The following is a 25924-nucleotide window of genomic DNA, read 5'->3' on the forward strand; positions in this document are numbered from 1 at the left end:
CAGATGAGCAAGATAGAAAGCGGCGTCGCCCTGGTTACGGGCGCTTCCTCCGGTATCGGGTTGGTGACTGCGCAAGCGTTGCGACGCGCTGGATACAGAGTGTTTGGAACCAGCCGCAAGCCCATGCCGGATACTCCGGACGGAGTTGCCATGCTGGTATGCGACGTTACCGACGAGGAATCGGTGCAAAGGGCGGTAGATGAGATATTCGCCCGCGCAGGACGGATCGATCTTCTCGTCAACAATGCCGGGATCGGATTGCTTGGCGGAGCCGAGGAATCCTCTGCCGCGCAGGCGAAGGCTCTGTTCGAGGTGAACTTTTTCGGCGTCCTGCGGATGACGAATGCAATCCTTCCAGTGATGAGACGTCAGCGCAAAGGCAGGATCATCAACATGAGTTCCATCCTTGGGCTGATCCCCGCTCCCTATAACGCGCTTTACGCATCGACCAAGCACGCGATCGAGGGCTATTCCGAATCCCTTGACCACGAGGTCCGAACACAAGGCATCCGTGTCGTGCTCGTGGAGCCCGGTGTCACCCGTACGTCCTTCGAGGAGAACCTGACGCGACCGGATCATCCGCTTCCGTTATACGATACGGCTCGCACCAATGCAGAGAAACTGATGCGCGAGATTATTGGGACGGGTGATGCGCCGGAGGTCGTCGCCGGCATGGTGCTGAAAGCCGCGAGCGCCGCATCGCCGAAGAGACGCTACACTGCAGGCAAGGCAGCGGGACAGATCCGTTTCATACGCCGCTTCCTGCCGGAGTCTTTCGTCGACAAGAACCTTCGCAAGTTTAGCAGACTTCCCGCCTGATCACTTGATCGTCGGGCGGCACTCAAGGTCCGACGGTCATTATTTGGAAACGAAAGCTAGTTCTCATGAAGCATTGCTTGGGTGCGCCCTACGCCGATGAGCCCATGCTGCCCATTGCTTCCGAACAGCGTAAAATTCCCCGCGCGTCGCCTTTAGGCTCGACTCTTTTGCAATTTCATGTCACTTCGCTGCCATGAACCCCGATGTCAAAATTTGTGGCCTGAAGACGCCGGAAGCGGTGGACCGCGCTCTGGAGCGCGGGGCTACCCATATCGGTTTTATTTTCTTCGAAAAGAGCCCGCGCTATATCGAGCCCGATCTGGCCGGACAACTGGCGGAACGCGCGCGCGGCAAGGCGAAGATCGTTGCCGTCACGGTCAATCCCACGAATGACGATCTCGACGAGATCATGTCGCTGGTGAAGCCGGATATGCTGCAGCTCCATGGCAGTGAAAGCCCGGAGCGTGTGCTGACGATCAAAGCGGTCTATAATGTCCCCGTCATGAAGGCCATGGCGGTGCGCGATGCCGGCGATCTGAAGCGGGTGGAATCCTATATCGGCATTGCCGACCGGTTCCTGTTCGATGCTAAGCCGCCGGCCGGTTCGGAGCTGCCGGGCGGAAACGGCGTGTCCTTCGATTGGAGCCTGATGAGCTGGCTCGACGATCGGGTGGATTACATGCTGTCTGGCGGTGTGAACAAGGACAATGTCGCTGAGGCGCTGGCATCCACCAAGGCCACGGGTATCGATCTTTCCTCCGCCCTCGAAAGTGCGCCGGGCGTGAAGGATCTCGGGAAGATCGACCAGTTTTTCGACGCTTTTACAGAAGCATGTCTGCCGGAACCGGCAGCAGGGAGTAGAGAGTGAACCAGACGCCCAAACCCAATTCCTTCCGTGCCGGCCCCGATGAGGACGGCCGTTTCGGCATTTATGGCGGCCGTTTCGTAGCCGAAACGCTCATGCCACTGATCCTGGATCTGCAGGAGGAATGGAACAAGGCGAAGAACGATCCGGCCTTCCAGGCAGAGCTGAAGTCGCTCGGCGCCCATTATATCGGCCGCCCGAGCCCGCTCTACTTCGCTGAGCGCCTGACGGCCGAGCTTGGCGGCGCCAAGATCTATTTCAAGCGCGAAGAGCTGAACCACACCGGCTCGCATAAGATCAACAATTGTATCGGCCAGATCCTGCTCGCCAAGCGCATGGGCAAGACCCGCATCATCGCCGAAACCGGCGCCGGCCAGCATGGCGTCGCCTCCGCAACGGTGGCCGCCCGCTTCGGATTTCCCTGCGTCGTCTACATGGGCGCAACCGACGTCGAGCGCCAGGCGCCGAACGTTTTCCGCATGAAGCTGCTCGGCGCCGAGGTGATTCCGGTCACCGCCGGTAGCGGCACGCTGAAGGACGCCATGAACGAGGCCCTTCGCGACTGGGTCACCAATGTCGACGACACCTATTACCTGATCGGCACGGCCGCCGGCCCGCATCCCTATCCGGAAATGGTCCGCGACTTCCAGTCGGTCATCGGCACGGAAGCCAAGCAGCAGATGCTTGAGGCTGAAGGCCGCTTGCCGGATCTCGTCATCGCTGCCGTCGGCGGCGGTTCGAACGCCATCGGCATCTTCCATCCCTTCCTCGATGACGAGGACGTCAAGATCGTCGGCGTCGAAGCCGGCGGCAAGGGTCTGCAGGGCGACGAGCATTGCGCCTCGATCACCGCTGGCTCGCCCGGCGTGCTGCATGGCAACCGCACCTACCTGCTGCAGGATGGCGACGGCCAGATCAAGGAAGGACATTCGATATCGGCCGGCCTCGACTATCCCGGCATCGGCCCGGAACATTCCTGGCTGAATGATATCGGCCGCGTCGAATACGTGCCGATCATGGACCATGAGGCGCTGGAAGCCTTCCAGACGCTGACGCGCCTCGAGGGCATCATTCCGGCACTCGAGCCGAGCCATGCGCTTGCCGAAGTCATCAAGCGCGCGCCGAAGATGGGCAAGGACGAGATCATCCTGATGAACCTCTCCGGCCGCGGCGACAAGGACATCTTCACCGTCGGCAAGATTCTGGGAATGTGAGTTAGACGCCATGACCGCACGTATGGACAAACGCTTCGCCGCTTTGAAGGCTGAAGGCCGCCCGGCACTCGTCACCTATTTCATGGGTGGTGATCCCGACTATGAGACCTCGCTCGGCATCATGAAGGCGCTGCCGGAAGCCGGCGCCGACGTCATCGAACTCGGCATGCCCTTTTCCGATCCCATGGCCGATGGCCCGGCGATCCAGCTTGCCGGCCAGCGCGCCCTGAAGGCCGGCCAGACGCTGAAGAAGACGCTGCAGCTCGCTGCCGATTTCCGCAAGACGGATGCCGATACGCCGATCGTGATGATGGGCTACTACAATCCGATCTATATCTACGGTGTCGAGAAGTTCCTCGACGACGCGATTGCCGCTGGGATCGACGGCCTCATCGTCGTCGATCTGCCGCCGGAAATGGATGACGAGCTCTGCATCCCGGCGATCCGCAAGGGCATCAATTTCATCCGTCTCGCGACGCCGACCACCGATGACAAGCGCCTGCCGACCGTGCTGAACAATACGTCCGGCTTCGTCTACTACGTTTCGATGAACGGCATCACCGGCTCTGCTTTGCCGGACCCGTCGCTGGTCTCCGGCGCCGTCAAGCGCATCAAGCAGCATACGGACCTGCCGGTTTGCGTCGGCTTCGGTGTCAAGACGGCCGAGCATGCCAAGCTGATCGGCGCTTCCGCCGATGGCGTCGTCGTCGGTACGGCCATCGTCAACCAGATCGCCACCAGCCTGACCAAGGACGGCAAGGCGACATCAGACACCATCCAGGCCGTTGCCACGCTGGTGCGCGGTCTGTCGACGGGGACGCGTTCGGCGCGCCTTGTTGCTGCCGAATAGTTTTCCCACATAGGCGGAAAGCTTCAATCGGATTCGGTTGAAGAAACGGCCTGTGCGCATTAGAGCAATTCCAGGAAAAGTGCGAAGCGGTTTTCCGTCCGGAATTGCGTAAAAACAGAGGGATAGAGCGGGAAAGCGATTCCGTGAGACGCTGAACCGCTCTGTGTCGACTACGATATCGGTTAATTCAGTCGATCAGGAGTTTTCGAATTGAACTGGATCACGAATTACGTCCGCCCGCGGATCAATTCCATGCTGGGCCGCCGCGAAGTGCCGGAAAATCTCTGGATCAAGTGCCCGGAGACCGGCGAAATGGTCTTCCACAAGGATCTGGAAGACAACAAGTGGGTCATTCCCGCTTCCGGTTTCCATATGAAGATGCCGGCCAAGGCCCGCCTTGCCGATCTCTTCGACAATGGTGAGTACGAAGCTCTGCCGCAGCCGAAGGTCGCGCAGGACCCGCTGAAGTTCCGCGATTCGAAGAAATATACCGACCGCCTGAAGGACAGCCGCGTCAAGACCGAGCAGGAAGACACGATTCTCGTCGGCGTCGGCAAGGTTCGTGGCCTGAAGCTCGTTGCCGTCGTGCATGAATTCAATTTCATGGGCGGTTCGCTCGGCATCGCCGCTGGCGAAGCGATCGTCAAGGCGTTCGAACGCGCCATCGCCGAAAAGTGCCCGCTGGTAATGTTCCCGGCATCGGGCGGTGCGCGCATGCAGGAGGGCATTCTATCCCTCATGCAATTGCCGCGCACGACGGTTGCCGTCGACATGCTGAAGGAAGCCGGCCAGCCCTATATCGTCGTGTTGACCAATCCGACGACCGGCGGCGTCACCGCCTCCTACGCCATGCTCGGCGATGTCCATCTTGCGGAGCCGGGTGCGGAAATCTGCTTTGCCGGCAAGCGCGTCATCGAACAGACGATCCGCGAAAAGCTGCCGGAAGGCTTCCAGACCTCGGAATATCTGCTCGAGCACGGCATGGTCGACATGGTTGTCAAGCGTCACGACATCCCCGACACACTGGCAACGCTTCTGAAGATACTGACCAAGAAGCCGGCGAATGATGTGTCTGCGAAGGACCTGAATGGCGCGGCGTTGCCGATGGTGGCGCGCGCCTGATCTAAAACGGATGGCCAAAGGCGGAGGTGCGGGATGACGGCTATGGATCAATCCGCAATGAGCGAGGCGGCACGGGAGATCGACAAGCTGATGGGGCTGCACCCCAAAGGCTTCGATCTATCGCTTGATAGAATCACCCGGCTGCTCGACATCCTCGGCAATCCGCATAAAAAGTTGCCGCCGGTGATCCATGTCGCCGGCACCAACGGCAAGGGCTCGGTGACGGCCTTCTGCCGAGCGCTTCTCGAGGCCGGCGGCCTGAGCGTGCATGTCCATACCTCGCCACATCTCGTCAATTGGCACGAGCGCTACCGCCTGGGCATCAAGGGCGGCCGCGGCAAGCTCGTCGACGATGCGGTTTTCGCCGATGTGCTCCGGCGGATTGCCGACGCCAATGGCGGCGAGAAGATCACGGTCTTCGAAATCCTGACCGCGGCGACTTTCATGCTGTTTTCCGAGCAGCCGGCCGATGTCGCGATCATCGAAGTCGGCCTCGGCGGCCGTTTCGACGCCACCAACGTCATTTCCGATCCGGCCGCCTCCGTGATCATGCCGATCTCGCTCGACCACCAGCCCTATCTCGGCGACCGCGTCGAGCTGATCGCGGCCGAAAAGGCGGGGATCATGAAACCCGGCCGTCCCGTGGTCATCGGTCATCAGGAATATGATGCCGCCTTGGACGTGCTGATATCGACTGCCGAGCGGCTGCGTTGCCCGACGGCGGTTTTCGGCCAGGATTTTTCCGCTCACGAGGAATATGGCCGGCTGGTTTATCAGGACGAGTTCGGTCTCGCCGACCTGCCGCTGCCCCGCCTGCCGGGCCGGCATCAATATGCCAACGCCGCCGCTGCCATCCGTGCCGTCAAGGCCGCGGGCTTTGTCGTCACCGAAGCGATGATGGAAAAGGCGATGGCCTCGGTCGAATGGGCGGGCCGCCTGCAGCGTCTGACGGAAGGCGATTTGTTGGTGCACGCACCCGAAGGCGCGGAAATCTGGGTCGACGGCGGCCACAATCCCGGCGCCGGCGAGGTCATTGCCGAAGCCATGGCCAATTTCGAGGAGCGCCAGCCGCGACCGTTGTTCCTGATTACCGGCATGATCAATACCAAGGATCCTGTCGGCTATTTCAAGGCATTCACCGGCCTGGCGGAAAAGGTCTATTGCGTGCCGATCCGCGGCAGCGATTCGATGATCGACCCCGTGGTTTTGGCCGGCGCGGCTTACGATGCTGGTCTGGTGGCCGAACCGATGTCGAGCGTCGGCCAAGCGCTGGATGCGATCAAGGAACTGGCCGTACCCGATTTGCCGGCGCCGCGCATTCTGATCGGCGGCTCGCTATATCTCGTCGGTGATGTCCTTGCCGATAACGGCACGCCGCCGAAGTGATTCCGGTGCCTTGATCAACAACCCGCTCTCGTGCTTCGAGACGGCCCTGCGGGCCTCCTCGGCATGAGGGCTGACCTTTTCGCCCAGCCGCGCCACGGGCTCATCATTCATCTCTGCGTTGCCGTGGCGACGAGCCTGCTTCATCCTCGCCCTGATGGTACGAAGCCTCGAAGAGCGAGGATGGCCCGTGTTCTCCGACCAACAAAAAGCCCGCACGAAGCGGGCTTTTTCATTCTCTCAGTCGATACCGATTAGGCAGCGCTGGAAATCCAGCTCTGCAGGGCGGTCTTGGGAGCGGCGCCAACCTTGATGTCGGCAACTTCGCCGGCCTTGAACATGGCAAGCGTCGGGATCGAGCGAACGCCGAACTGGGCAGCCAGTTCCGGGTTTTCATCGATGTTGAGCTTGGCGACCTTCACCTTGCCTTCGAACTGTACGGCGAGCTCTTCGAGAGCAGGCGCGATCATCTTGCACGGACCGCACCATTCGGCCCAGAAATCAACGACGACAGGCTCTGCGGACTGCAGGACTTCGGCAGCGAAGTTGGAGGTATCGACTTTCACGGTAGCCATAGGCTGCTCCTTACCAGGATTTGCGGGTTGCTAGATATGTGATGGTGCGGTGCCCAAATTTCAATATTTGGTATTTCACTTTGTTTTGAGCTCCGCAAGCGCCAATGCGAGCGCTTCTTGGGAGAGCGTGTGGATCGAGGCGTTCTCGGTGTAGACAAGCACGCAATCGATGCGTTTGCCGGGATAGAGCGGCGAAAGGATCTCGCGATAGATGGCAAGCTGGGCCCGGTGGGCGAAAGGAATCCCTTCGGCACCACGCGGCGGCACGCGATTCGTTTTGTAATCGAGGATGACCACGCGATCGTCGAGCACGGTCAGCCGGTCGATGCGGCCGGAGACGGCATAGTTTTGATCGCCGAGCGTCAGCGTGCCCATGATCGAGACTTCGGCCTGGGCATGGGCGCTGAAAACACCCTGCAGGTCTGGGTGCGACAGCAGCGCCATCACCGCGTTGATCAGCGCTTCGCGTTCGGCCTCAGGCCAGAAGCGTGCGGCTCGCTCGGCGTAGCGCCGCGCGGCATCGGCGCGATCTGCCGGCGCGATCTCCGGCAATGTCTGCAGCATGCGGTGGATGAAGCGGCCCTTTTCCAGCGAGCGATCCGATTTGGGCTTCTCGGTGAACAGCGGCGAGGCGACAAGCAGATTGTCGGCTTCATCGTCGATGATGGTGCCGGCACCGGAAGGGCTGAGCGGCCGGGGTAGGTTTCGCTGCGGCGGCAGCGGCCGGCTTAATCCCACCGGCAGCGCTCCTCGGTCCACGGTCGCTTCCGCCTGTTCCATGTGCTCGAAACTGCGCTCGACCTGGGTCACGCGCCAGCTCAAACCCTGCCACTCGCCATCCGGTCCGGAAAAGCTGACAGGCGTGCAGCGCTCGCCATCCTGGCGCAGCGTCCTGGAAATCATAGCATGCCATGTATCGACGTTTTCGCGAATGCCGCGATAGCCGCAGACAATCAGCCGGTCGGCGGCGCGTGTCATGCCGACATAGAGCAGGCGGCGATATTCCTCCTCCGCCAGCGACTGCAGCCTCGTCGCATCGGCCTGTGTCAGCGAATTGGCAAGTGCGCTGACCGGCACCCAGACGGGCAGCGGGATTTCGCCTTTGCCGGTCTCGATCAGGCGCAGCTTCGGCAAATGCGTATGGGTAAAGGCCTTGCCGCCGCCATCGACGAGGAAGACGATCGGCGCTTCCAGGCCCTTGGAGGCATGCACCGTCATGATCCGCACCTCGTTGCGGCCCTTGTCCTGCTCCCGCTTCACGGTCGGCGCCTCCAGCTCCAGCGTCGAGATGAAGGATTGCAGACCCGGCAGGCCGGAAGTTTCGTGGTCCAATGTAAAGGTCAGGAACTCGTCTAGGATGTCGCTGACTTCGGTGCCGAGCCGCGCCAGGAACTGCCGCCGGCCGCCGAAGCTGCCGAGAACGCGAGCGTAGAAGTCATGCACGGATAGGCTCTTGGAGAGTGCCAGGAAGGTTTTCAGCCGGTCGAGGACATGCCGGAAGCGCTCATTGCCGTCATCGGCGAATTTTTGGAGATGGCTCCAGACGCTTTCATCATCGCCGCGATAGGCCGCGACGGCGAACACATCGTCTTCACCGAGATCGAACAGGGGGCTCTTCAACAGCGCTGCCAACGAAAGATCGTCTTCCGGCAGCAACAGGAAACGGCCAAGCGCCAAAAGGTCTTGAATGGCGATGTGGCTAGTCAGCACCAGGCGGTCGGCGCCGGCAACGGGAATGTTGTTGCGCCGCTTCAAGGCCCGAGTCAGCGCGTTGACGAAGCTGTCACGCTTGCGCACCAGCACCAATATATCGCCGGCCTCGATGAAGCGCGCCTTTCCCTTGTCGATGATCGTCTCGCGGCCAATGACGTTGCCGATCGTCTGCGCCATGCGCCGCGCCAGGATCGCCGCCGGCGCGCTTTCCGGCGTCGAATCGAAGGGCGCCGTCCAGTCTTCCTCCTTCGCCAGCGGCTCGGGCGCAATCATCTCCCAGAGATCGACGGCGCCGGGATGACCGATGCGGCTGGAGCGGTGCACGACGGGCTCGGCGGCGGCACTGAGGCCACGGGCATTCTCGGGCGCCGTGAAGACATGGTCGACGGCGGCCAGCACGTCGGCGGTGGAACGGAAGGAGAGCGGAAGGCGGATCGATGAAAACTGCTGGCCGCTATTATCCACGCGCCGCCGCGTCCGGTCGCTCTCCTCGGAGAAACGTTCGGGCCGCGCACCCTGGAAGGAATAGATCGACTGCTTTTCGTCGCCGACCGCGAAGATCGTCCTGAGGGTCGGGCGCGCGCTTTCCCCGGAGAAGAAATCCTCCGCCAGCGATTGGATGACGCTCCATTGGATCGGGCTGGTATCCTGCGCCTCGTCGACGAGGATATGGTCTATGCCCTGGTCGAGCTTGTAGTGGATCCAGGGGCCGACGTCCTTCTTGGTCAGCAGATCGGCGGTGCGGGTGATCAGGTCTTCGAAATCGAGCTGGCTGCGCCGCTTCTTCAGTTCTTCATAGTCGCGGTTCAGCCGGTCGGCGAGGGTAAGCGCCGCCCGGGTGGCGCGATACATCCGCATCAGCTTCAGCCGGTCGCGGCAAACGACGACATGGGCGCGGGCGGCAGCGACTGCGTCGGCCAGCGCGGGTGCATCGGCCAGCATCGCCTTGACGAAAAACTGGCTGTCCGACTTCGGCTCGCCCTTGGCGGTCAGCATGACCTTTTCGAGGATCTCCGCGCGGGCGATCGGGTTCGCTTCGCGTTTGGCAAGGCGCAGCCCATAGGCGATGTCCTGCGCTTTTGCCCCACCCTTGAGATCGGCAAGCGTGAGATAGAGCTCCAGCGCCGAGCCTGAAAGGCCGGGCAGAGGCCAATACTGCTCCGCTATCCCAGCTTCGGTGTCATCGGGAGAGAGACCGAGCCGGGTCAGCAGCGCAGCCTCAATGCCGCCGTTCCGTTCGGCTTCCGCAGTGAAGCGCCTGATAGCATTGCGGTTGGCGACGATTTCGCCCAGCAATGTCTCCAGGCCGGATTCGTCGCCGAGATCGAGCACATAGGCGAAGGCCTCGGCAAGTTCGGCATTCGGATCATGCGGCGTTGCCGTCAACAGGGACCGACGGGCATCATCCAGCAGGGTCGCCGCGGCGCGATCGTCGAGAACCGAGAAATGGCCGGCGACATTGGCTTCCAGCGGGAATTGATGCAGCAGCGCTTCGCAGAAGGCGTGGATCGTCTGGATCTTCAGCCCGCCCGGCGTTTCCAGCGCCTTGGCAAAGAGGCGGCGAGCTTCGGCGAGCTTCAAGAGACCCGGCTCCGCGCCTTCGATCTCGGTGATTCGCGCCTTCAGCTCCTCGTCCGGCAATGTTGCCCAGGCAGCTAGGCGATCGAAGACGCGGTTCGACATCTCCGACGCCGCGGCCTTGGTATAAGTGAGGCAGAGAATGGCTGACGGCCGCGCGCCGGCGAGCAACAGGCGGATGACGCGCTGGGTCAGCACATGCGTCTTGCCGGAACCGGCATTGGCCGAGACCCAGGCGGACCGTTCCGGATCGGAGGCGATCGATTGCTGCACAGTCGTCCAGCCGATCCAGACGCCAGGATCGTCGCTATCGGGCAGGGCGCTGAGTTCGCCGTCGGAAAGCTCACTCATCGCCGCCTCCCTCCTGTTCGGTCTCCGCTGTCGACCATTCGGAGGCGCGGGCCAGGTGATCGTAGTCGCCGCCATATTCGAATTGTTGGGCGGGGATCAGCCGTGACGAGAAGCCCTTTTCGCCGGACTGCAGCAGGGCAACGAATTTGACGAGTTGGTCCATCGACTCCTCCGCCAAATCCATAGCCGACTTTGTTTCCGTCTTGCCGCTGCGGCCGGAAAGTTCGTTGTTGACCTGATCGACCTTGAAGCGATCGCCGGGCCTCAGACGCACATAAAGCAGGTTCTCCGGAGCAAGTGCGCCGACATCGCGGAAAGCGCCGGCCTTGAGTGCGTAAGCCTCCAGAGCCAATTGCGGATCGAGCAGCGCGCGGGCCTGCGCCGGCGAGGGATTGTAACCGGTCTTGTAGTCGATGATGTCTGCCGCCCTGTTGCCTTTGAAATCGATGCGGTCGGCAACGCCGGTCAAGCGGATGCCGATCGGCTCGATCTCGACGCCCGCAGGCACTTCCGTTGCCGTCGAGCGGATCTCAGGCCGCCGCTCCGCTTCCCAGGCGAGAAAAGCGCGCGCCACTTCGCGGAAACGTGGCCGCCAGACGCTATCGATATGAACCGGCAGTTGCTCCGCGTCGAAAAGCTCGGCCACGATACGATCCATAGCCAGCGATGCATTCGGCGTTCCCGCGATATGACCCTCACGGATAAAGCGATCGATGATCTTGTGATAGAGCGTGCCGCGCTCGGCCGGGCCGGGCTCGCGGTTGAAGGGAGCGATCGGGTCGAGCCGCAGGACGCGTCGGGCGTAGATCGCATAGGGATCGCGGCGGAGGCGGCCGACCTCGCTGAAGGAATAGCTTTTCGGCTGTAGCCCGGCTGGCGGTTTCGGGGATGGCCTCAGCGCCGGCGCCTGGTTTTCGCCTTCGTCGATCATCCCAGCCCAATGGCGATATTGATCGCCGCGCGCTTTCAATTCCCCGGCAAACGTCTTGCCGCCCAGCGCCATCAGCCGCTGCAGCCAGCGCGACGCCACGGTCGGGGTCGAGCCCTGTCGCAGTGCGCGCGAATAGATCAGGTCGCGCGTCCCATTCGCCATTTCGAAATCGTGGGCAAGCTGACCGATGCGGCGCTCCGGCGGTTCCAGGCCGATCGCGGTCTTCATCGTGCGGGAGATGAAGGGATTGTTGGCGGTCTGGCCCGGCCAGGAGCCTTCGTTGAGCCCGCCGAGGATCAACGTATCGACGCTCTGCAGGCGCGCTTCCAGCGTACCGAAGATGAACAGCCGCGGATGGCTCAGTGCCCGCGGCTTGACTGCCTGCCCGGCGGAGAGCGCGGCCATGATATCGATCCACTGCGGCCCATCCGCTTCGAGCTGGCCTTCGGTTTCCATGACCTCCTTCAGCAGGCTTGCCATCGTATCGCCGGCCTCGCCGGACCAGAGTCCGGCCAAGTTGCCGCGCTCATCGGCGGCAACGGCTTCAAGGGCGCGGCCCGTGCGATCGGCCCATTCGGAAAGGGTGGGAAGTCCGGCGGATGATGGTGTAAGCGCTGAGGTCAGCGGCTCGCATGCCGCTGCGATCTTTCGGGCCAGCGCGCGCGCATGTTCCACGGCTTCCGGAGGCAGGGATTTGCGCCAGTGCGGCGCATGTCGGTCCATTGCCTGTTCGGTGAGCTGCCGGTCGAGCAGGGATTCCAGCGCGCCGATATCGACATCGGCGATGCCGCCCCTCAAGGCGAGCACTTCCAGCGCATCGACGCCAAGCTGCAAGGCATCCGTGCGAAAGCCGAAGCGGGCGAGGGGATGCTTGATGAGCGAGACGATGGCAACGGGGTCGCCGGGGCGAAGCGTCGCCTCGAGCAGCAATTGCAGCAGCGCCCCTTGCGGCGTGGCGGCGAGCGGCGTTCCGGCCGAATCGTCGGCGGTGATGCCGAAGCGGGCCAGCTCCGCCGTCACGCGCCGCGCCAGATTGCGATCCGGCGTGATCAGTGCCGCCTGGCTTTCGCCGCCGTTGCGCCCCGGCTTCTCCAGCGCGAGCCGCAAGGCGATGGCGATTGCCGTCGCCTCTTCGCGTTCGTTCGTCGCCTCGATTAGCGCGACATCGGCGAAGGCTCGCGCAATGGCGTCCGGCGCCAGCGTCTTTTGCCATGCCCCCCAGCCGCTGGTCGCTTTCGCTGGCGCCAGGGCGCGCGACAGGACCTCAGCGCGAATCTGCATGCTCTCCGGCGCCTCGGCGACGGTTTCCACATCGCTTCGCTCCACGCGCAGCCGCTTCAACAGCAGCGACAGGCCATATTGTGAATGGCTGCGTGTCGTCGGATCGACCCTAGCGCCAGCGCCCGTCTCCGGCGCCACAAGCCGCCATTCCTCCTCCGGCATCGAAAGATCGAGCCCCGGAAGCACAATGACGCCCTGCGGCAGGGAGGCAACGGCGGCAATCAGCTCCGCCGTTGCCGGAACCGAACCGGTGGAGCCGGCGATGATGATCGGCCCGGCATGCTGCATTGTGGCAAACCGTTGCGCCTCGGCACGCAGGATGGCGTTGCGGTGTCTGGCGGGCGAGGATTTGCCGAGTTCCTCCAGCCGCGCCGGCCAGAAAGCACTGGCAATCTGCAGGAATTCGGTCGTCAATTGCCACCAGAGCGCATGGTCGTCGGCGCTAAGCTTGGCAAGCTCGGCCCAGTCGCGATCCTCGGTCTCGATGGAATCGATGAGTTCGGCGAGATTGCGCGCCAGCCAAATGGCGTCTGCCGGGCTTGCCGGAGCGACGAGCGGCGAATCCGAATGAATGTCGCGGACGATCTGCGGCAGCCTGTTGCGCCAGGCAAGGATCAGCCGTGCCAGTTCCAACAGCCGCGCGGTATTGGCGAGCGGCTGTGCCAGATCCGCGGTCGCGGGCAGAGCCTCTTCGAAATAGCCGCTATCGTCGTCCGTCTCGCCGAGCGGGCGGATCACCGGCAGGATCGCGGAGCGGCCGCCAAGCAGATCGACGAATTCCGAACGCAGCACGCGCGCCGCGCGCCTTGTCGGCAGGAAGATGGTAACCTTGGCAAGCGATAGCGGATCGCCGGGATCGTGGCGAAAGTGCTCGGTCAGTCGGCCATCACAGAGAGCGCTGGCAAGGGTCTTGAGAAAAGGCAGGCCCGCCGGGATCGTCAGGATGCGTTGCCGGTGCCCGCCCGTCATCCGTCACGCAAACGCCCGGAAAGTCCGGATCGTTTCCTCCGCCTCGCCGATCGCCTCCGGCGTGCCGACGGTCAGCCAATGGCCGTCCATCATCGTGCCGTAGAGCCGGCCCTTGGCGATTCCCTTGTCGAAATAGATGTTGATGTTGAAGGCATCATTTGGCGCATCGTCAAGAAGGGAGGGGTTCATGACGAAGGCGCCGGCATAGACGACGCCATTATATTGCGCGTCGCGATAGCGTGTAAGCCGGCCGTCCCCAGCCATGCTGAAATCGTTCTTGCCGTTGTGACCCGTGGTTCTTTCCAGCTCGACGCACAGCATCGCCATATCCATGCGCTGCTCGTCGAAGAATCCGGCTAATCGCTCGAGGTTTGTTGGTTGGCCGGGTTTCTCGCCGATCCAGAACAAGTCGGCATTCATGACGAAAACAGAATCGCGGCTCAGCAGCGTCAGGCCTTTGACGATGCCGCCGCCATTGTTCATCAGCGCATCGCGTTCATCTGAGATCAGGATGTCTAATCCGCGATAGTTCCGAAGATGCGCCTCCATCTGATCGGCATGATGATGGACGTTCACGACGGCCCGCTCGACACCGGCTTCGGCCAGGGCATCCAGCGTATAATCGATCATCGGCTTGCCGGCGATCTTTACCAGCGGTTTTGGGATGGTATCGGTAATTGGCCGCATGCGGGTCCCGAGGCCCGCGGCCAATACCATGGCTTGCTTGATGGTCATCTCGTCTCGAATTTGTGATTCGCTCGGCTGTCTTCCTTTAGCATATTGCAGGAAAACCGTCGCCCGGTCTCGGTCAGCTAGACGTCGCCTATTCCAGCTCGTGCACACCATTCGCGCAACGGAGCGAGCGTTTCGTGTTCGAAAGCGATGGCGAGATAGGCGAGCGTGCGTGGCATATGCTTCATATAGCCGGGCTTGCCGTCGCGCTGCAGCAGCCGCACCCAGAGGCCGGCGAGCTTGCAATTGCGCTGCGCCGACATGATCGCCCAGCTCTTCAGGAACTTTGCTTCGTCGAAACCGCCTTGGGCATGCCGCAGCGACAGATAATCCGCTATCAATTCATCATGCAGATCGCGCTCAATGGTGACACGCGCGTCCTGGACGATGGAGGCAAGGTCATAGGCCGTCGGGCCGATCATCGCATCCTGGAAATCGATGAGGCCGATTCGCTGGATGCCCTTTTCCTTGACCCGCCAGATGATATTCGGCGAATGGAAATCGCGCAGCAGCAGGTTCTTTTCAGCATCGTCCAGCTCATCGATCAGGCCGTTCCAGATCGCCAGATAGTCGGCCCTTTCCTCGTCGCTCGCCGGCGCACCGCGTTTCCAGGGCAGATGCCAGTCGATGAGCAACCGCGCTTCCATCGTCATGGCCGTCCGGTCGAAATCCGGAATATGATGGACGTGATCCGGCGTGACCGGGATGTCCTGCGGGATATGAAGGCTGTGCAGATGCGCCAGGCAGGCGACGCTTGCCCGGTAGCGATCGGCGATCGGCTTGCCTTCCTTGTCGAGCACGCCATCGGTGCCGAGATCCTCGATCAAAAGAATGCCCTGATCATAGTCGGCCGCGAAGATCTCCGGCGCGGCAAAGCCGTTTTCGCGCAGGACATTGGCGATCGCCACGAAGGGATAGGCATCCCAGGCGAGATGCGCGACTTTGGGGTAGGGCTTTCCGTCGAGCACCGGCGGCCCTTCGGGCAGCCGCGGCCAGTCCATCAGGATCACACGCTTACCGCCGCCATGCGGATGGATGGATTCGTAGGCGCGCAGCGAAGCATCGCCCGTCAGGAAACGCCGCCGAGCGCCGGCATAACCATTGGTGTCGAGGAAAGCGCGGATCGCCAGAACGCGCTGGATGCGGGCGAATTGCTTGGCCGATGCCACAATGGTCGCGCGGCGGCCTTCGCCTTCGTGCTCGAGCTTGAGATCGATGCGCTCTTTCGGCAGTTCGCCTTCGGCCATCTCCGGCCATTCCACCAGGCAGATGCCGGTCTGCAGCGCCTCGTCGAAGCCGAGTTCGTCGAGTTCACTGGGGTCGCCCAGACGGTAGAGATCGAAATGCGAAACCGGGATGCGCAGCTCGTAGGACTGCACGAGCGTGAAGGTAGGGCTTGGTACGTCCAGTTCCGAATCATCGGCCATGGCGCGCAGCAGGGCGCGGGCGAGCGAGGATTTGCCGGCGCCGAGATCGCCCGACAGCGCCAGGCAGTCGCCGGCCTTGAGCGCCAGCGCCAGATCTTCGCCCAGGCGAGTGGTTGCCGCGTCGTCTGCCAGGAAAAGGGAGATGCTTGTGTTCGCTGCTGTCATTCTGCTGCGACGGAGTGCGGCAATTCGGCGGAGGGAATCCGACACGTGACCGTGGTTCCCTTGCCCGGCTGGCTTTCGATCGAGACCTGGCCGTCGTGCAGGCTGACGAAGCTTTCGACGATGGAGAGACCGAGACCGGCGCCGCTGCGCTTGCCGCCCTTGCCGCTGGAAGCAAAGCGGTTGAACACGGTGCGCATGATCTCTTCAGGGATGCCCGGACCTTTGTCGGCGACCGAGAAGACGAAATCGGTGCCTTCGCGTGCGCATCTCAATTCGATCGTCGAGCCTTCCGGCGCGAAATTGGCGGCATTGGTCAGAAGCTTGAGCAGGATTTGCTTCAGCCGTTGTTGATCCGCAACCACGGAACCGAGATGGGCGGGGACGGTGATTTCCAGCGTGACGCCGCTTTCCTGCAGCCGATCGGCGATCTGCATCGACACCTCGTCCAGAAGGTCGTCGAGCCCGATCTCGGAATAGTTCAGCCGCATGATGCCGGCATCGACCGTTGCAAGATCGAGAATGTCGTTGACCAGCGTCAAGAGCACCGAGGAAGAGGTGGAGATATGATCGATATACTCTGCCTGCCGGTCGTTCAGCGACCCGATGCCCGGCGTCTTCAAAAGATCGGTAAAGCCGATGATATTGGTTAGCGGCGAGCGCAGCTCGTAGGAAACATGCTGGACGAAATCGTTCTTCAGCTCGTCGGCCTTCAGCAGCGCCTCGTTCTTTTCGGTCAGCGCCCGTTCGGCGCGCACGCTGTCGGTCTTGTTGACGAAGGTCAGCATGGTCTGCGCATTCGGCAGCGGAATGACGGCATAATCGAGGACTAGGTTGGAGTAGAGCTCCAGCGTGCCCTGCGACGACGGGCGTTCGTCGTCGAAGCTGGTGATCTGCTCGGCAAACCGCTTCCAGCCGTCCGGCCGGTCGTAGGAGGGCGCGCAGGCCTCGGCCAGAGCCTGGATATGCGTGCCGGGCTTCGCCTGTGCCTCGGTGATGTTCCACAGGATGCGGAATGCCGGGTTGGAGAGGCGGATGCGGCCATCGGGGCCAAAGACGGCAACGCCTTCGGAGAGATGGTCGATCGTCTCGCCCTGCACCTTGACCAGCGTGTTGTAGCGGGTTTCGAGATCGACCTGCTCGGTCAGATTCTCGAATACCCATGTGGCGCCGCCTTGCGGGTGGGCGGTGGCGAAAACCCGCAGGGTCTGACCGTTCGGCAGGTGCCAGAGATCCGATTGGGTGTCGAGCGCGCGGTAGACGGACAAGACTCCGTCTTTCCAGGTCTTCCAGTTCAGTTGCTCCGGCAGCTTCTTGGCGCCGCGCAGCCGATCCAGCAGCTCGCTATTGTCAGGTTTCTTCTCGAGGAAGGCGATGTCGAGCTCCCAAAGCTGGACGAAGGCCTGATTGTAGAATTGCAGCCGCCGGTCACCGTCGAAAATCGCGACCGGTGTCGCAAGATGATCGAGCGTCTCGGCATGGCTCTTCAGCGTGCGCGCCAGCTCGGCACGGACTGCTTCCGCTTCCGAAACGTCGATAGCGATGCCGGCCGAACCATCAGATGATTTGACGTCGATGACATCGAAGAAGGTGCGATTGCCGTGTACGACGGTGGAAATCTTGTCGTGGAAAGGCGATTCCGGCGTGGTGGATGCACGGATGCGCTCGCGCGCGACGGTCGTCAGGAATTCGCGGCCTTCGCGGATGGCTTCATCCGGCGACACCGCCTCGACTGCTTCGCCATAGGCCTGGTTGACCCAGGTCAGCTTGCCCTCGGTATCGCGCCGCCAGACCGGCAGGTCGATGGCATCGAGCAGGTTCTGGAAAGCGGAGATCGAAGTCATGAGCCGGTCGCGCTCGATCTTGAGCTCGGCCAGTTCGGCGCGCAGATTGTTGAGCGCGATGAAGCGGACGAAGGCGCGGCCGCCGGAGATGCGGCCCTGCGCCTCCAATATCTCGTCGCGGTTCGTCTCGACCACCATATCGAAGCTTTGGCCGCTGCTGCGCAGCTTGTCGATCGCCTTTTCCAGCTCGCCGGCCGACCAGGATTTCAGCCAGCGGCCGAAAGCGAGGAATTCGTTGTCCTGCGGCGCGCCGGTCTCGACGGGGAGCTGGCCAAGCAGCTCCGGCCGTGCGTTCTGCCCGTCCCAGATGACGATCCGGCGATTCTTGTCGGCGATCAGCGCCTGATACTGCGAAATGCGCTGGTTCGCGTCCGATAGCGCCGTACGGATCTCGCGGCTTTCGCTTTCCATATTGCCGCGCTGGCGGACCACCCAGACCGTCGACAGAAGTGCCGCGGAAATTACGCCGATGATGACGGAAAAGACGGCCATTTCGGAGGAGGTAAAGAGACGGGCTACCGCCGGCGTGCCGGCGCTCGTCTGCGCCAGAACGGGACCCGCCAGGCCGCTGACGATGCCGCCGAAAACGCTGAAACGCAGCAAGCGACCCAATGAGGCCAAAAGGCCTGCATTCGTCCGCCGCTTTGCTCGCGGTAAAAGCATATATGCGCCGCCCTGCCGCCGCCGCGCGATCGCCGCTGGGGGTATCGCTGGCTCAGGCAGGTTGTCTTTCCCTTCAGACATAAGCGGTCTGTCTCCGTCCTTCAGAGCATGATGCCGAAAAGTGTAAGCGGTTTTCGGACGACATCATGCTCTACTTATTTGATTGTAGAGCGGATTCAGATTTTAGGTCGTGTCGACCTAAAATCATCCGACTCTACTGTGCCGCATCTCGACAAGACATCCCATTTTCATGGCTCCGGGCATGCCCGGTTCGTCACGAATCAAGTCTAAAAACAATACTGCCTAAGGGAATCGCCGGGAAGGGAGCGGGCCAAAAAATAAGCCCCGGCATTTGTCAATGCCGGGGCCACAAGATATTGTGGATATCGATCGTAAGATCAGTATCTGTAGTGGTCGGACTTGAACGGACCCTTCGGAGTGACGCCGATATACGAAGCCTGCTCTTCAGAAAGCTCCGTCAATTTCACGCCAAGCTTGCTGAGATGCAGGCGAGCAACCTTTTCGTCGAGGTGCTTCGGCAGCACGTAGACTTCGTTCTTGTACTGGCCGGGCTTGGTGAAGAGCTCGATCTGCGCCAGCGTCTGGTTGGTGAAGGAAGCCGACATGACGAAGGACGGATGGCCGGTGGCGTTGCCGAGGTTCAGCAGGCGGCCTTCCGACAGCAGGATGATGCGGTTGCCCTTGGCGAACTCGATCATGTCGACCTGCGGCTTGATGTTCGTCCACTTCAGGTTACGCAGGGCGGCAACCTGGATTTCGTTGTCGAAGTGGCCGATGTTGCCGACGATCGCCATGTCCTTCATCGCACGCATATGGTCGATGCGGATAACGTCCTTGTTGCCGGTGGTGGTGATGAAGATGTCGGCGGTCGAGACGACGTCTTCGAGCTGAACCACTTCATAGCCGTCCATGGCAGCCTGCAGGGCGCAGATCGGATCGACTTCCGTGACCTTGACGCGCGCGCCGGCGCCGGAAAGCGAAGCAGCAGAACCCTTGCCGACATCGCCATAGCCGCAGACGACGGCGACCTTGCCGGCCATCATCACGTCGGTGGCGCGGCGGATGCCGTCAACCAGCGATTCCTTGCAGCCGTACTTGTTGTCGAACTTCGACTTGGTGACGCTGTCGTTGACGTTGATCGCCGGGAAGGGCAGCAGGCCCTTCTGGCTGAGCTGATACAGGCGGTTGACGCCCGTGGTGGTTTCTTCGGTGACGCCCTTAATGGCTTCGCGCTGCTTGGTGAACCAACCCGGCGATGCCTGGAGGCGCTTTTTGATCTGCGCGAAGAGGATTTCTTCTTCTTCGGAATGCGGATTGGAGAGGACGTCCTCGCCAGCTTCGGCGCGAGCGCCAAGCAGGATGTACATGGTGGCGTCGCCGCCATCGTCGAGGATCATGTTGGAGAAGCCGCCATCGGCCCACTGGAAGATCTTGTCGGTGTAGATCCAGTAGTCTTCAAGGCTTTCGCCCTTGACGGCATAGACCGGAACGCCGGAAGCGGCGATCGCGGCAGCGGCATGGTCCTGGGTCGAAAAGATGTTGCAGGATGCCCAGCGCACTTCAGCGCCGAGAGCGACAAGCGTCTCGATCAGCACTGCGGTCTGGATCGTCATGTGCAGCGAACCCGTGATGCGCGCGCCCTTCAGCGGCTGCGCTTCGCCGAATTCGGCGCGGCAAGCCATAAGGCCCGGCATTTCGGTTTCGGCGATCGAGATTTCCTTGCGGCCAAAGTCGGCAAGGCCGATATCGGCGACGATGTAGTCCTTTTCAGTGCTCATGAAGGTCTCCAGCCTGAACGATGCGAACGGACCACAGGCGAACGCCTCGGCCGAATGCAACAAGAATTGCACGCTGACAGCGTGTGGGATGATGCCCTGTAGCAGGCTTCAGGCCGGAAATCAATGTTGATATAAAGAAGTCTTTATATCTTTATATCCGTCGATTTTTAGGGTGCTTCTCTGTCATGAGACTATCGGGGCTTCTCTAGTCGGCGTGTCGGCGGCAAGCGATTTTTCATAGCTGAGGCGAGGACGTCTGGATTCGGCCCATACTCACCGTCGCACAATCTGCTAGAGTGATCTAATGTTCGCGACCAACCCTTACGAGTTTCGCAGAGCGACCCTGGATGATCTCGCTTTACTGAAGGCGTGGCGGTCGAGCCCGCATGTCCTGGAATGGTGGGGTTCTGGTGAGCCGTATGGTGAAGCAGAACTGGTTGATCCTCGGGTGGCTCGCTGGATCATTTCAATTAACGAACGGCCCTTTGCGTTCTTGCAGGACTACACGGTGCACGGATGGGAAGATCACCATTTTGCCGGTCTTCCCAAAGGGTCGCGGGGAATTGATCAATATATCGGAGACCCCGAAATGGTCGGCGTTGGACATGGTTCAGCGTTTATCGGAATGAGGATGCAGGCTCTTTTCGATGAGGGCGCACCTGTGATTGCGACCGATCCGCATCCAGACAATGGACGGGCGATAGCCGTCTACAAGAAGTTGGGGTTCGAACTGTCTGGACCACCTCAAGAGACTGGATGGGGCTTGATCTTGCCAATGCTGGCGAAGCGGTAAGCAGAATGGATGCAACGGCAGCAAAGTCCGCTTTCCAGCCGAAATCGCCGCTCTACAGAAACTAGGCGATCATTGGCTGCGTCCGGCTTGCAAGAATCGGATTGCACAGACGACTGTAGCGAGCAAACTCGGCCTTTTCACAGCGAAGGAACCGCCATGCTCACGCTTCATGACTATTTGCCGTCGCAGAACGGCTGGAAAGCCAGGGTTTTGCTCGGGCTCCTCGAAATCCCATATACCAGCCATCTTGTGTCGATTTTCGAGGGCGAGAGCCGCACCGACGCCTTCCTGAAGCTCAATCCGGTGGGCGCTATCCCCGTTCTCGAACTGGGGGACGGAAACGCGATCGCGGAATCAAACGCGATCCTCACCTATCTCGCCGAAGGCACGCCCTTTCTGCCAACGGACCGCTACCAGCGCGCCAAGGTCATGCAATGGCTGTTCTTCGAGCAATACCACATCGAGCCAGTCATCGGCTCGCTGCGCTTCTGGACGCTGACTGGGCGGTTGGAACGCAATCAGGCCTTGGTTTCGGGCAAGCACGAAGCCGCGGTCCGCGCTCTTTCGGCCTTGGAACGCAGCCTCGCCGGTCTTCCGTTTCTTGTCGGGAACGATCTTTCGATCGCCGATATTGCGGTCTACGCCTACAGCCACCGCGCCGCGGATTGCGGCTTTCCGCTGACCGACTACCCGGCGGTCTCCGCCTGGTCTGCCCGTGTCAAAGATGCCATTGGTCCGGGTTATCCCGTGCATCCCTACAGCATCGATCCGCATTCCGGCGCTTGAAGCATGCATAGCGCGGAGACGGAGATCACATCTCTTCGCCGAACTTGTCGGCGACCAGACGATCCAGTGCATCCAGTGCCTCGGCGGCCTGGGTGCCGCTGGCGGTGACGAGCACGCTGCAGCCGGGGCTTGCCGCAAGCATCATCAGGCCCATGATCGAATTGCCGCCCACCGTGGTTCCGTCCCTCGAGACGGTGATGGTGGCGTCATAGGCTTCGACGGTCTGTACGAATTTGGCGGAAGCGCGGGCATGCAGGCCGCGTTTGTTGATGATCAGAAGTTCCCGGGAAAGTTCCGTCATGGGCGGGATGTTTGTCTCGTCATTTGCCGCTGAGTACACGGCTGGCCACATTTATATACTTGCGCCCGGCCTCGGAGGCTTCAACCAGAGCCTTCTCCATGTTGTTGTCGCCCCGTACGCCCGCAAGCTTTATTAGCATCGGCAGATTGACGCCGGCAATAACCTCGGTATGACCGCTATTCATGACGGAGATCGCAAGATTCGAGGGAGTGCCGCCGAACATATCGGTAAGGATGATGACCCCGTGCCCATCGTCAGCGCCGGAAACAGCCTGCAGGATGTCCTGCCGGCGCTTGTCCATGTCGTCTTCGGGACCAATGCATACCGTCTCTATGAACTTCTGCGGACCAACGACATGCTCGACGGCATGCCGAAACTCTTCAGCCAGCTTGCCATGAGTGACAAGCACAAGTCCGATCATGATATTACTGCTCCCATCGCACACGCAAACAGGTGGCCCATATCGCAATGCAGCAATGTCGTCCACCGGTGGGGGGACATCTTGGCGATGAAAAGCCGAAGTGCAAGCTTAAAATATGATATTTAGGCGCCTGCAAGGACCTAAATGGCCGATTAATCCAAACTGATGATGATTTTCGCCATAATTACTGCAAGCGGATTGGCCGATGCCGCGGACAGCCGGATCAGCGGTAAGCGAATGGATTCAGTCACATCGATCTGTTCGTCTTCCGGGGGTAGTCGCTCGGCCGTTGCCGGATCGACCGGGCGTATGGCGAAATGCATTTCGGCCTCAGAAACATGGGGAAGGCGGACGATGCCAGTGTAGCGGATCTCCATTAGTCCGGCGATCGAAGGCGGGCATTCGGCGATGATGGCGCCCTCACGCTGCGTGATGAAAACCTGGTCGTCTGCGACCAATGTGGCGGAAAGGCCAAGCGGCTTGGCAGCGGCAAGGCATGCGAAGGCAAGCGTGGACTTGCCGCTGCCCGATGGTCCCAGAAACAGCAGGCCGGTCTTGCCGATCACGATCGCCGTCCCGTGGACATTGGTCGCTTTGCTGCTCATGCCGGTGTTTCGGCCGGCAATGAGAGGATGAAGCGGGCGCCGAGCAGCGCCGGGCCCTCGCCGTCGACGATATTCTCAGCACGTAGCGACCCGCCATGCGCCTCGGCGATCTGCCGGCTGATCGACAGGCCCAAACCGGAATTCTGCCCGAAACCTTCCGCTTCCGGCCGGTCGGTATAGAAGCGCTCGAAAATGCGGTCGATATTTTCCGCCTGGATGCCTGGCCCGTTGTCCTCGACATAGATGACGCAACGCGTTCGCGTTCGCGTCAGCCTGACCGTGATCTTTCCGGTGTCCTTCGCAACGAAGGAGCGGGCGTTTTCAATGAGGTTGGTGACGATCTGGCCGATCCGCAGGTCGTGGCCATCGATGGTGAACTTGGTCTTCGTGCCGGGCTTGCGGTCGACGATATAGTCTATCTCGACCGCCTTCTTGCTGTGCCCGACCTGACGGGAAATATCGATCATGTCGCGCAAGAGCACTTCGAGATCGAGCGATCTCGCATCGGAGCGGGCAAGCTCGGCATCGAGGCGGGAGGCGTCGGAAATATCGCTTATCAGCCGGTCGAGGCGGCGCACGTCATGCTGGATGACATCCATCAGCCGCTTCTTGGAATCGTCACTCTTGGCGAGCGGCAACGTCTCGACGGCGCTCCGCAGCGATGTCAGCGGGTTCTTCAGCTCGTGGCTGACGTCGGCGGCAAAACTTTCGATCGCATCGATCCGGTCGTAGAGCGCCGTCGTCATTTCGCGCAGGGCGATCGACAGGTTGCCGATTTCGTCCTGGCGCGCGGAGAAATCGGGAATTTCCTCGCGCTCCTTCGCACCGCCGCGGCGCACGCGGATGGCCGCTGCCGAAAGCCGGCGCAGCGGATTGGCGATGGTGGAGGACAGAAGCAGCGACAGAACGACGTTGACCAGTGTCGCGACGCCGAAGACGCGCATGATCGCCAGGCGCTCGGCATGCACAATCTTGTCGATATCGCCGGCCTGCGTCGATAACAGCAAGACGCCGAGCACGGCGCGGAAACGCTGGATGGGCACGGCGACCGAGACGATCAGCTCGCCCTTTTCCGTGGTACGCACCACGGCGCCGCGCACGCCGGTCAGCGCGTTCATCACTTCCGGATAGATCGAACCGTCACCGCCGGGCGCTTCCTTATAGACCGGCAGGTTGCCCGGCTGCAGCATCTTGTTGAGCAGGCCGCTGAACCAGTCCGACCAGTTCTGAGCCGCGTCTTCCACCGGTGGCAGATCGTAGCGCAGCACCTGACCGCGCGAATAGAGATGGCGGCTGTCGAGCAGCAGATTGGCGTCGGCATCGAAGATGCGGGCACGGGTGCGCGTCGGCGAGATCAGTCGCGTCAGCACCGGCGCCACCTTCTCCGGATCGATCGGGAACTCCAGGTCCTCGTCGTTCGGGACGGGCGTGATGCTCTGCCCGGCTTGCAGTTCCAGCAGCTTCTGCGGGTCGATGGTGATGGAGTTGGTATCGACCGAAGCGGATGCTGAGACGGCGCCGGCGATGATTTCGCCTTGCGTCAACAGGCTCTCGACGCGCGCATCAATCAGGCCCTCGCGGAATTGATTGAGATAGAGGATGCCGCCGACGAGAACGACGAGGGCGGCGAGGTTGAAGAACAGGATACGCCGCGTCAGGCTCGAAAAGACTGCATTGCCGAAGATGCGGCGGATCAGCGTGAAAGGGTGAGTCCACCGACGGCGGGCGATTCTGACGTCGCTCGGGCTTTCCGTCTCGTCGATATCTCTATCTTGCACCAGTTGTGCCAAGCCAGCGGCCCTTTCGAAGACAGGATCGGCGACCCTGTCCGCATGCTCTTATTTCATTGCCCGTCGCACGGTCCAGTAAACTATCCAAGTATGATGCCGAAAAGTGTAAGCGGTTTTCGGACGACATCATGCCCTGTTCTCTACCTCTCGAGCGGATTCAGATTTTAGGTCGATTCGACCTAAAATCCCCCGGCTCTAGGCCGCTTCGCGGAAGCGGTAGCCGACTCCATACAGCGTTTCGATCATATCAAAATCGAGATCGACCATCTTGAATTTCTTGCGCAGCCGCTTGATGTGGCTGTCGATGGTGCGGTCGTCGACATAGACTTGCTCGTCATAGGCAGCATCCATCAAGGCATCGCGGCTTTTGACCACGCCAGGGCGCTGCGCCAGCGAATGCAGGATCAGGAACTCCGTGACGGTCAGCGTCACCGGTTCACCTTTCCAGGTGCAGGTATGGCGTTCCTGGTCCATGACAAGCTGGCCGCGCTCCAGCGAGCGGGCCTGTTGCGCGGCGCCGGGCTTCGCGGCTGTGCCGCTGCTGGCCGCGTTCGCGGCTTCACGGGCGGAGGCGCGGCGAAGCACGGCCTTGACGCGCTCGACCAGCAGACGCTGCGAGAAAGGCTTGGTGATGAAGTCGTCGGCGCCCATCTTCAGGCCGAAGAGCTCGTCGATCTCTTCATCCTTGGAGGTGAGGAAGATCACCGGCAGGTCGGACTTCTGCCGCAGGCGGCGCAAAAGCTCCATGCCGTCCATGCGCGGCATCTTGATATCGAAGATCGCCAATTGCGGCGGCCGGGCAAGCAATCCGTCGAGCGCCGAAGCGCCGTCGGTATAAGTCTCCACCTTATATCCCTCGGCTTCCAAAGCAATCGACACGGAAGTCAGGATATTGCGGTCGTCGTCAACGAGCGCGATTGTCAACATGGTGTTCGTCTCCATCATCAGTG

General features: G+C 61.3%; 20 protein-coding genes. 8 read left to right on the plus strand and 12 right to left on the minus strand.

Annotated features, from left to right (window positions below):
• Positions 1–3 precede the first annotated feature (3 nt).
• The 6 genes from NXC24_RS00110 (at position 4) to NXC24_RS00135 (ending at position 6256) form a co-directional block, all read left to right on the plus strand.
• Complete coding sequence (locus tag NXC24_RS00110; protein ID WP_104821451.1) at positions 4–819, plus strand: oxidoreductase; 816 nt, start codon at positions 4–6, stop codon at positions 817–819.
• Between the two features lie 193 nt (positions 820–1012).
• A complete protein-coding gene (locus NXC24_RS00115; protein WP_104821452.1) occupies positions 1013–1687 on the plus strand; it encodes a phosphoribosylanthranilate isomerase in 675 nt (224 codons plus the stop codon).
• Positions 1684–2898 (plus strand): tryptophan synthase subunit beta, encoded by a 1215-nt coding sequence (gene trpB / locus NXC24_RS00120; RefSeq protein WP_104821453.1) that lies wholly within the window; start codon positions 1684–1686, stop codon positions 2896–2898. The genes NXC24_RS00115 and trpB overlap by 4 nt, the downstream gene beginning before the upstream one ends.
• A gap of 10 nt (positions 2899–2908) precedes the next feature.
• The gene (gene trpA, locus NXC24_RS00125) at positions 2909–3748 is read left to right on the plus strand and encodes a tryptophan synthase subunit alpha (RefSeq protein WP_104821454.1); all 840 of its coding nucleotides are present in this window, start codon (positions 2909–2911) and stop codon (positions 3746–3748) included.
• 210 nt (positions 3749–3958) lie between these two features.
• On the plus strand, positions 3959–4870 hold the full coding sequence (gene accD / locus NXC24_RS00130) for an acetyl-CoA carboxylase, carboxyltransferase subunit beta (protein ID WP_104821455.1): 912 nt from the start codon (positions 3959–3961) through the stop codon (positions 4868–4870).
• Positions 4871–4927: 57 nt separating this feature from the next.
• A complete protein-coding gene (locus tag NXC24_RS00135; RefSeq protein ID WP_199773553.1) occupies positions 4928–6256 on the plus strand; it encodes a folylpolyglutamate synthase/dihydrofolate synthase family protein in 1329 nt (442 codons plus the stop codon).
• A gap of 251 nt (positions 6257–6507) precedes the next feature.
• Here NXC24_RS00135 and trxA read toward each other — a convergent pair whose 3' ends face one another.
• The 7 genes from trxA to ahcY form a co-directional block, all read right to left on the minus strand.
• Entirely contained in the window at positions 6508–6828 is a 321-nt protein-coding gene (gene trxA, locus NXC24_RS00140) for a thioredoxin (RefSeq protein WP_028753820.1), read from the minus strand.
• Positions 6829–6903: 75 nt separating this feature from the next.
• Positions 6904–10470, minus strand: coding sequence for a double-strand break repair helicase AddA (gene addA, locus NXC24_RS00145; RefSeq protein ID WP_104821456.1), 3567 nt, complete (start codon positions 10468–10470; stop codon positions 6904–6906).
• On the minus strand, positions 10463–13651 hold the full coding sequence (gene addB, locus NXC24_RS00150) for a double-strand break repair protein AddB (protein ID WP_104821457.1): 3189 nt from the start codon (positions 13649–13651) through the stop codon (positions 10463–10465). Before addB ends, addA begins: the two co-directional genes overlap by 8 nt.
• 3 nt (positions 13652–13654) lie before the next feature.
• A complete protein-coding gene (locus NXC24_RS00155; protein WP_104821458.1) occupies positions 13655–14386 on the minus strand; it encodes a nucleotidyltransferase family protein in 732 nt (243 codons plus the stop codon).
• Positions 14387–14463: 77 nt separating this feature from the next.
• A complete protein-coding gene (gene tsaE / locus NXC24_RS00160; RefSeq protein WP_104821459.1) occupies positions 14464–15975 on the minus strand; it encodes a tRNA (adenosine(37)-N6)-threonylcarbamoyltransferase complex ATPase subunit type 1 TsaE in 1512 nt (503 codons plus the stop codon).
• Positions 15972–18560, minus strand: coding sequence for a PAS domain-containing sensor histidine kinase (locus NXC24_RS00165; RefSeq protein ID WP_104821460.1), 2589 nt, complete (start codon positions 18558–18560; stop codon positions 15972–15974). Before NXC24_RS00165 ends, tsaE begins: the two co-directional genes overlap by 4 nt.
• 317 nt (positions 18561–18877) lie before the next feature.
• A complete protein-coding gene (gene ahcY, locus NXC24_RS00170) occupies positions 18878–20278 on the minus strand; it encodes an adenosylhomocysteinase (RefSeq protein WP_104821461.1) in 1401 nt (466 codons plus the stop codon).
• A 304-nt stretch (positions 20279–20582) separates the two neighbouring features.
• Here ahcY and NXC24_RS00175 point away from each other — a divergent pair, with 304 nt between their 5' ends.
• Together NXC24_RS00175 and NXC24_RS00180 are read left to right on the plus strand one after the other, a co-directional pair.
• Positions 20583–21071, plus strand: a complete 489-nt coding sequence (locus NXC24_RS00175; RefSeq protein WP_104821462.1) for a GNAT family N-acetyltransferase — start codon at positions 20583–20585, stop codon at positions 21069–21071.
• 156 nt (positions 21072–21227) lie between these two features.
• The gene (locus tag NXC24_RS00180; RefSeq protein ID WP_104821463.1) at positions 21228–21857 is read left to right on the plus strand and encodes a glutathione S-transferase family protein; all 630 of its coding nucleotides are present in this window, start codon (positions 21228–21230) and stop codon (positions 21855–21857) included.
• 25 nt (positions 21858–21882) lie between these two features.
• On the opposite strand, the gene NXC24_RS00185 is transcribed toward NXC24_RS00180, so the two are convergent.
• The 5 genes from NXC24_RS00185 to NXC24_RS00205 form a co-directional block, all read right to left on the minus strand.
• Positions 21883–22158, minus strand: coding sequence for an HPr family phosphocarrier protein (locus NXC24_RS00185; protein ID WP_104821464.1), 276 nt, complete (start codon positions 22156–22158; stop codon positions 21883–21885).
• A 19-nt stretch (positions 22159–22177) separates the two neighbouring features.
• Positions 22178–22579 carry a PTS sugar transporter subunit IIA gene (locus tag NXC24_RS00190; RefSeq protein ID WP_104821465.1) on the minus strand — a complete coding sequence of 134 codons (402 nt, stop codon included), beginning with the start codon at positions 22577–22579 and terminating at the stop codon, positions 22178–22180.
• Positions 22580–22731: 152 nt separating this feature from the next.
• Complete coding sequence (locus NXC24_RS00195; protein ID WP_104821466.1) at positions 22732–23184, minus strand: serine kinase; 453 nt, start codon at positions 23182–23184, stop codon at positions 22732–22734.
• The gene (locus tag NXC24_RS00200; protein WP_104821467.1) at positions 23181–24974 is read right to left on the minus strand and encodes a sensor histidine kinase; all 1794 of its coding nucleotides are present in this window, start codon (positions 24972–24974) and stop codon (positions 23181–23183) included. Before NXC24_RS00200 ends, NXC24_RS00195 begins: the two co-directional genes overlap by 4 nt.
• Positions 24975–25169: 195 nt before the next feature.
• The gene (locus NXC24_RS00205; RefSeq protein ID WP_199773506.1) at positions 25170–25901 is read right to left on the minus strand and encodes a response regulator transcription factor; all 732 of its coding nucleotides are present in this window, start codon (positions 25899–25901) and stop codon (positions 25170–25172) included.
• Between the last annotated feature and the right edge of the window lie 23 nt (positions 25902–25924).

The sequence above is a fragment of the Rhizobium sp. NXC24 genome (genome assembly GCF_002944315.1).
Lineage (GTDB): Bacteria > Pseudomonadota > Alphaproteobacteria > Rhizobiales > Rhizobiaceae > Rhizobium.

Bases quoted from the DNA above. Each gene is read 5' to 3' on its own strand.
- NXC24_RS00110 (WP_104821451.1), top strand. From the start codon at position 4: ATGAGCAAGATAGAAAGCGGCGTCGCCCTGGTTACGGGCGCTTCCTCC.
- NXC24_RS00115 (WP_104821452.1), top strand. From the start codon at position 1,013: ATGAACCCCGATGTCAAAATTTGTGGCCTGAAGACGCCGGAAGCGGTG.
- trpA (WP_104821454.1), top strand. From the start codon at position 2,909: ATGACCGCACGTATGGACAAACGCTTCGCCGCTTTGAAGGCTGAAGGC.
- NXC24_RS00135 (WP_199773553.1), top strand. From the start codon at position 4,928: ATGAGCGAGGCGGCACGGGAGATCGACAAGCTGATGGGGCTGCACCCC.
- trxA (WP_028753820.1), bottom strand. From the start codon at position 6,828: ATGGCTACCGTGAAAGTCGATACCTCCAACTTCGCTGCCGAAGTCCTG.
- addA (WP_104821456.1), bottom strand. From the start codon at position 10,470: ATGAGTGAGCTTTCCGACGGCGAACTCAGCGCCCTGCCCGATAGCGAC.
- addB (WP_104821457.1), bottom strand. From the start codon at position 13,651: ATGACGGGCGGGCACCGGCAACGCATCCTGACGATCCCGGCGGGCCTG.
- NXC24_RS00155 (WP_104821458.1), bottom strand. From the start codon at position 14,386: ATGACCATCAAGCAAGCCATGGTATTGGCCGCGGGCCTCGGGACCCGC.
- tsaE (WP_104821459.1), bottom strand. From the start codon at position 15,975: ATGACAGCAGCGAACACAAGCATCTCCCTTTTCCTGGCAGACGACGCG.
- NXC24_RS00165 (WP_104821460.1), bottom strand. From the start codon at position 18,560: ATGTCTGAAGGGAAAGACAACCTGCCTGAGCCAGCGATACCCCCAGCG.
- ahcY (WP_104821461.1), bottom strand. From the start codon at position 20,278: ATGAGCACTGAAAAGGACTACATCGTCGCCGATATCGGCCTTGCCGAC.
- NXC24_RS00175 (WP_104821462.1), top strand. From the start codon at position 20,583: ATGTTCGCGACCAACCCTTACGAGTTTCGCAGAGCGACCCTGGATGAT.
- NXC24_RS00180 (WP_104821463.1), top strand. From the start codon at position 21,228: ATGCTCACGCTTCATGACTATTTGCCGTCGCAGAACGGCTGGAAAGCC.
- NXC24_RS00185 (WP_104821464.1), bottom strand. From the start codon at position 22,158: ATGACGGAACTTTCCCGGGAACTTCTGATCATCAACAAACGCGGCCTG.
- NXC24_RS00190 (WP_104821465.1), bottom strand. From the start codon at position 22,579: ATGATCGGACTTGTGCTTGTCACTCATGGCAAGCTGGCTGAAGAGTTT.
- NXC24_RS00195 (WP_104821466.1), bottom strand. From the start codon at position 23,184: ATGAGCAGCAAAGCGACCAATGTCCACGGGACGGCGATCGTGATCGGC.
- NXC24_RS00205 (WP_199773506.1), bottom strand. From the start codon at position 25,901: ATGTTGACAATCGCGCTCGTTGACGACGACCGCAATATCCTGACTTCC.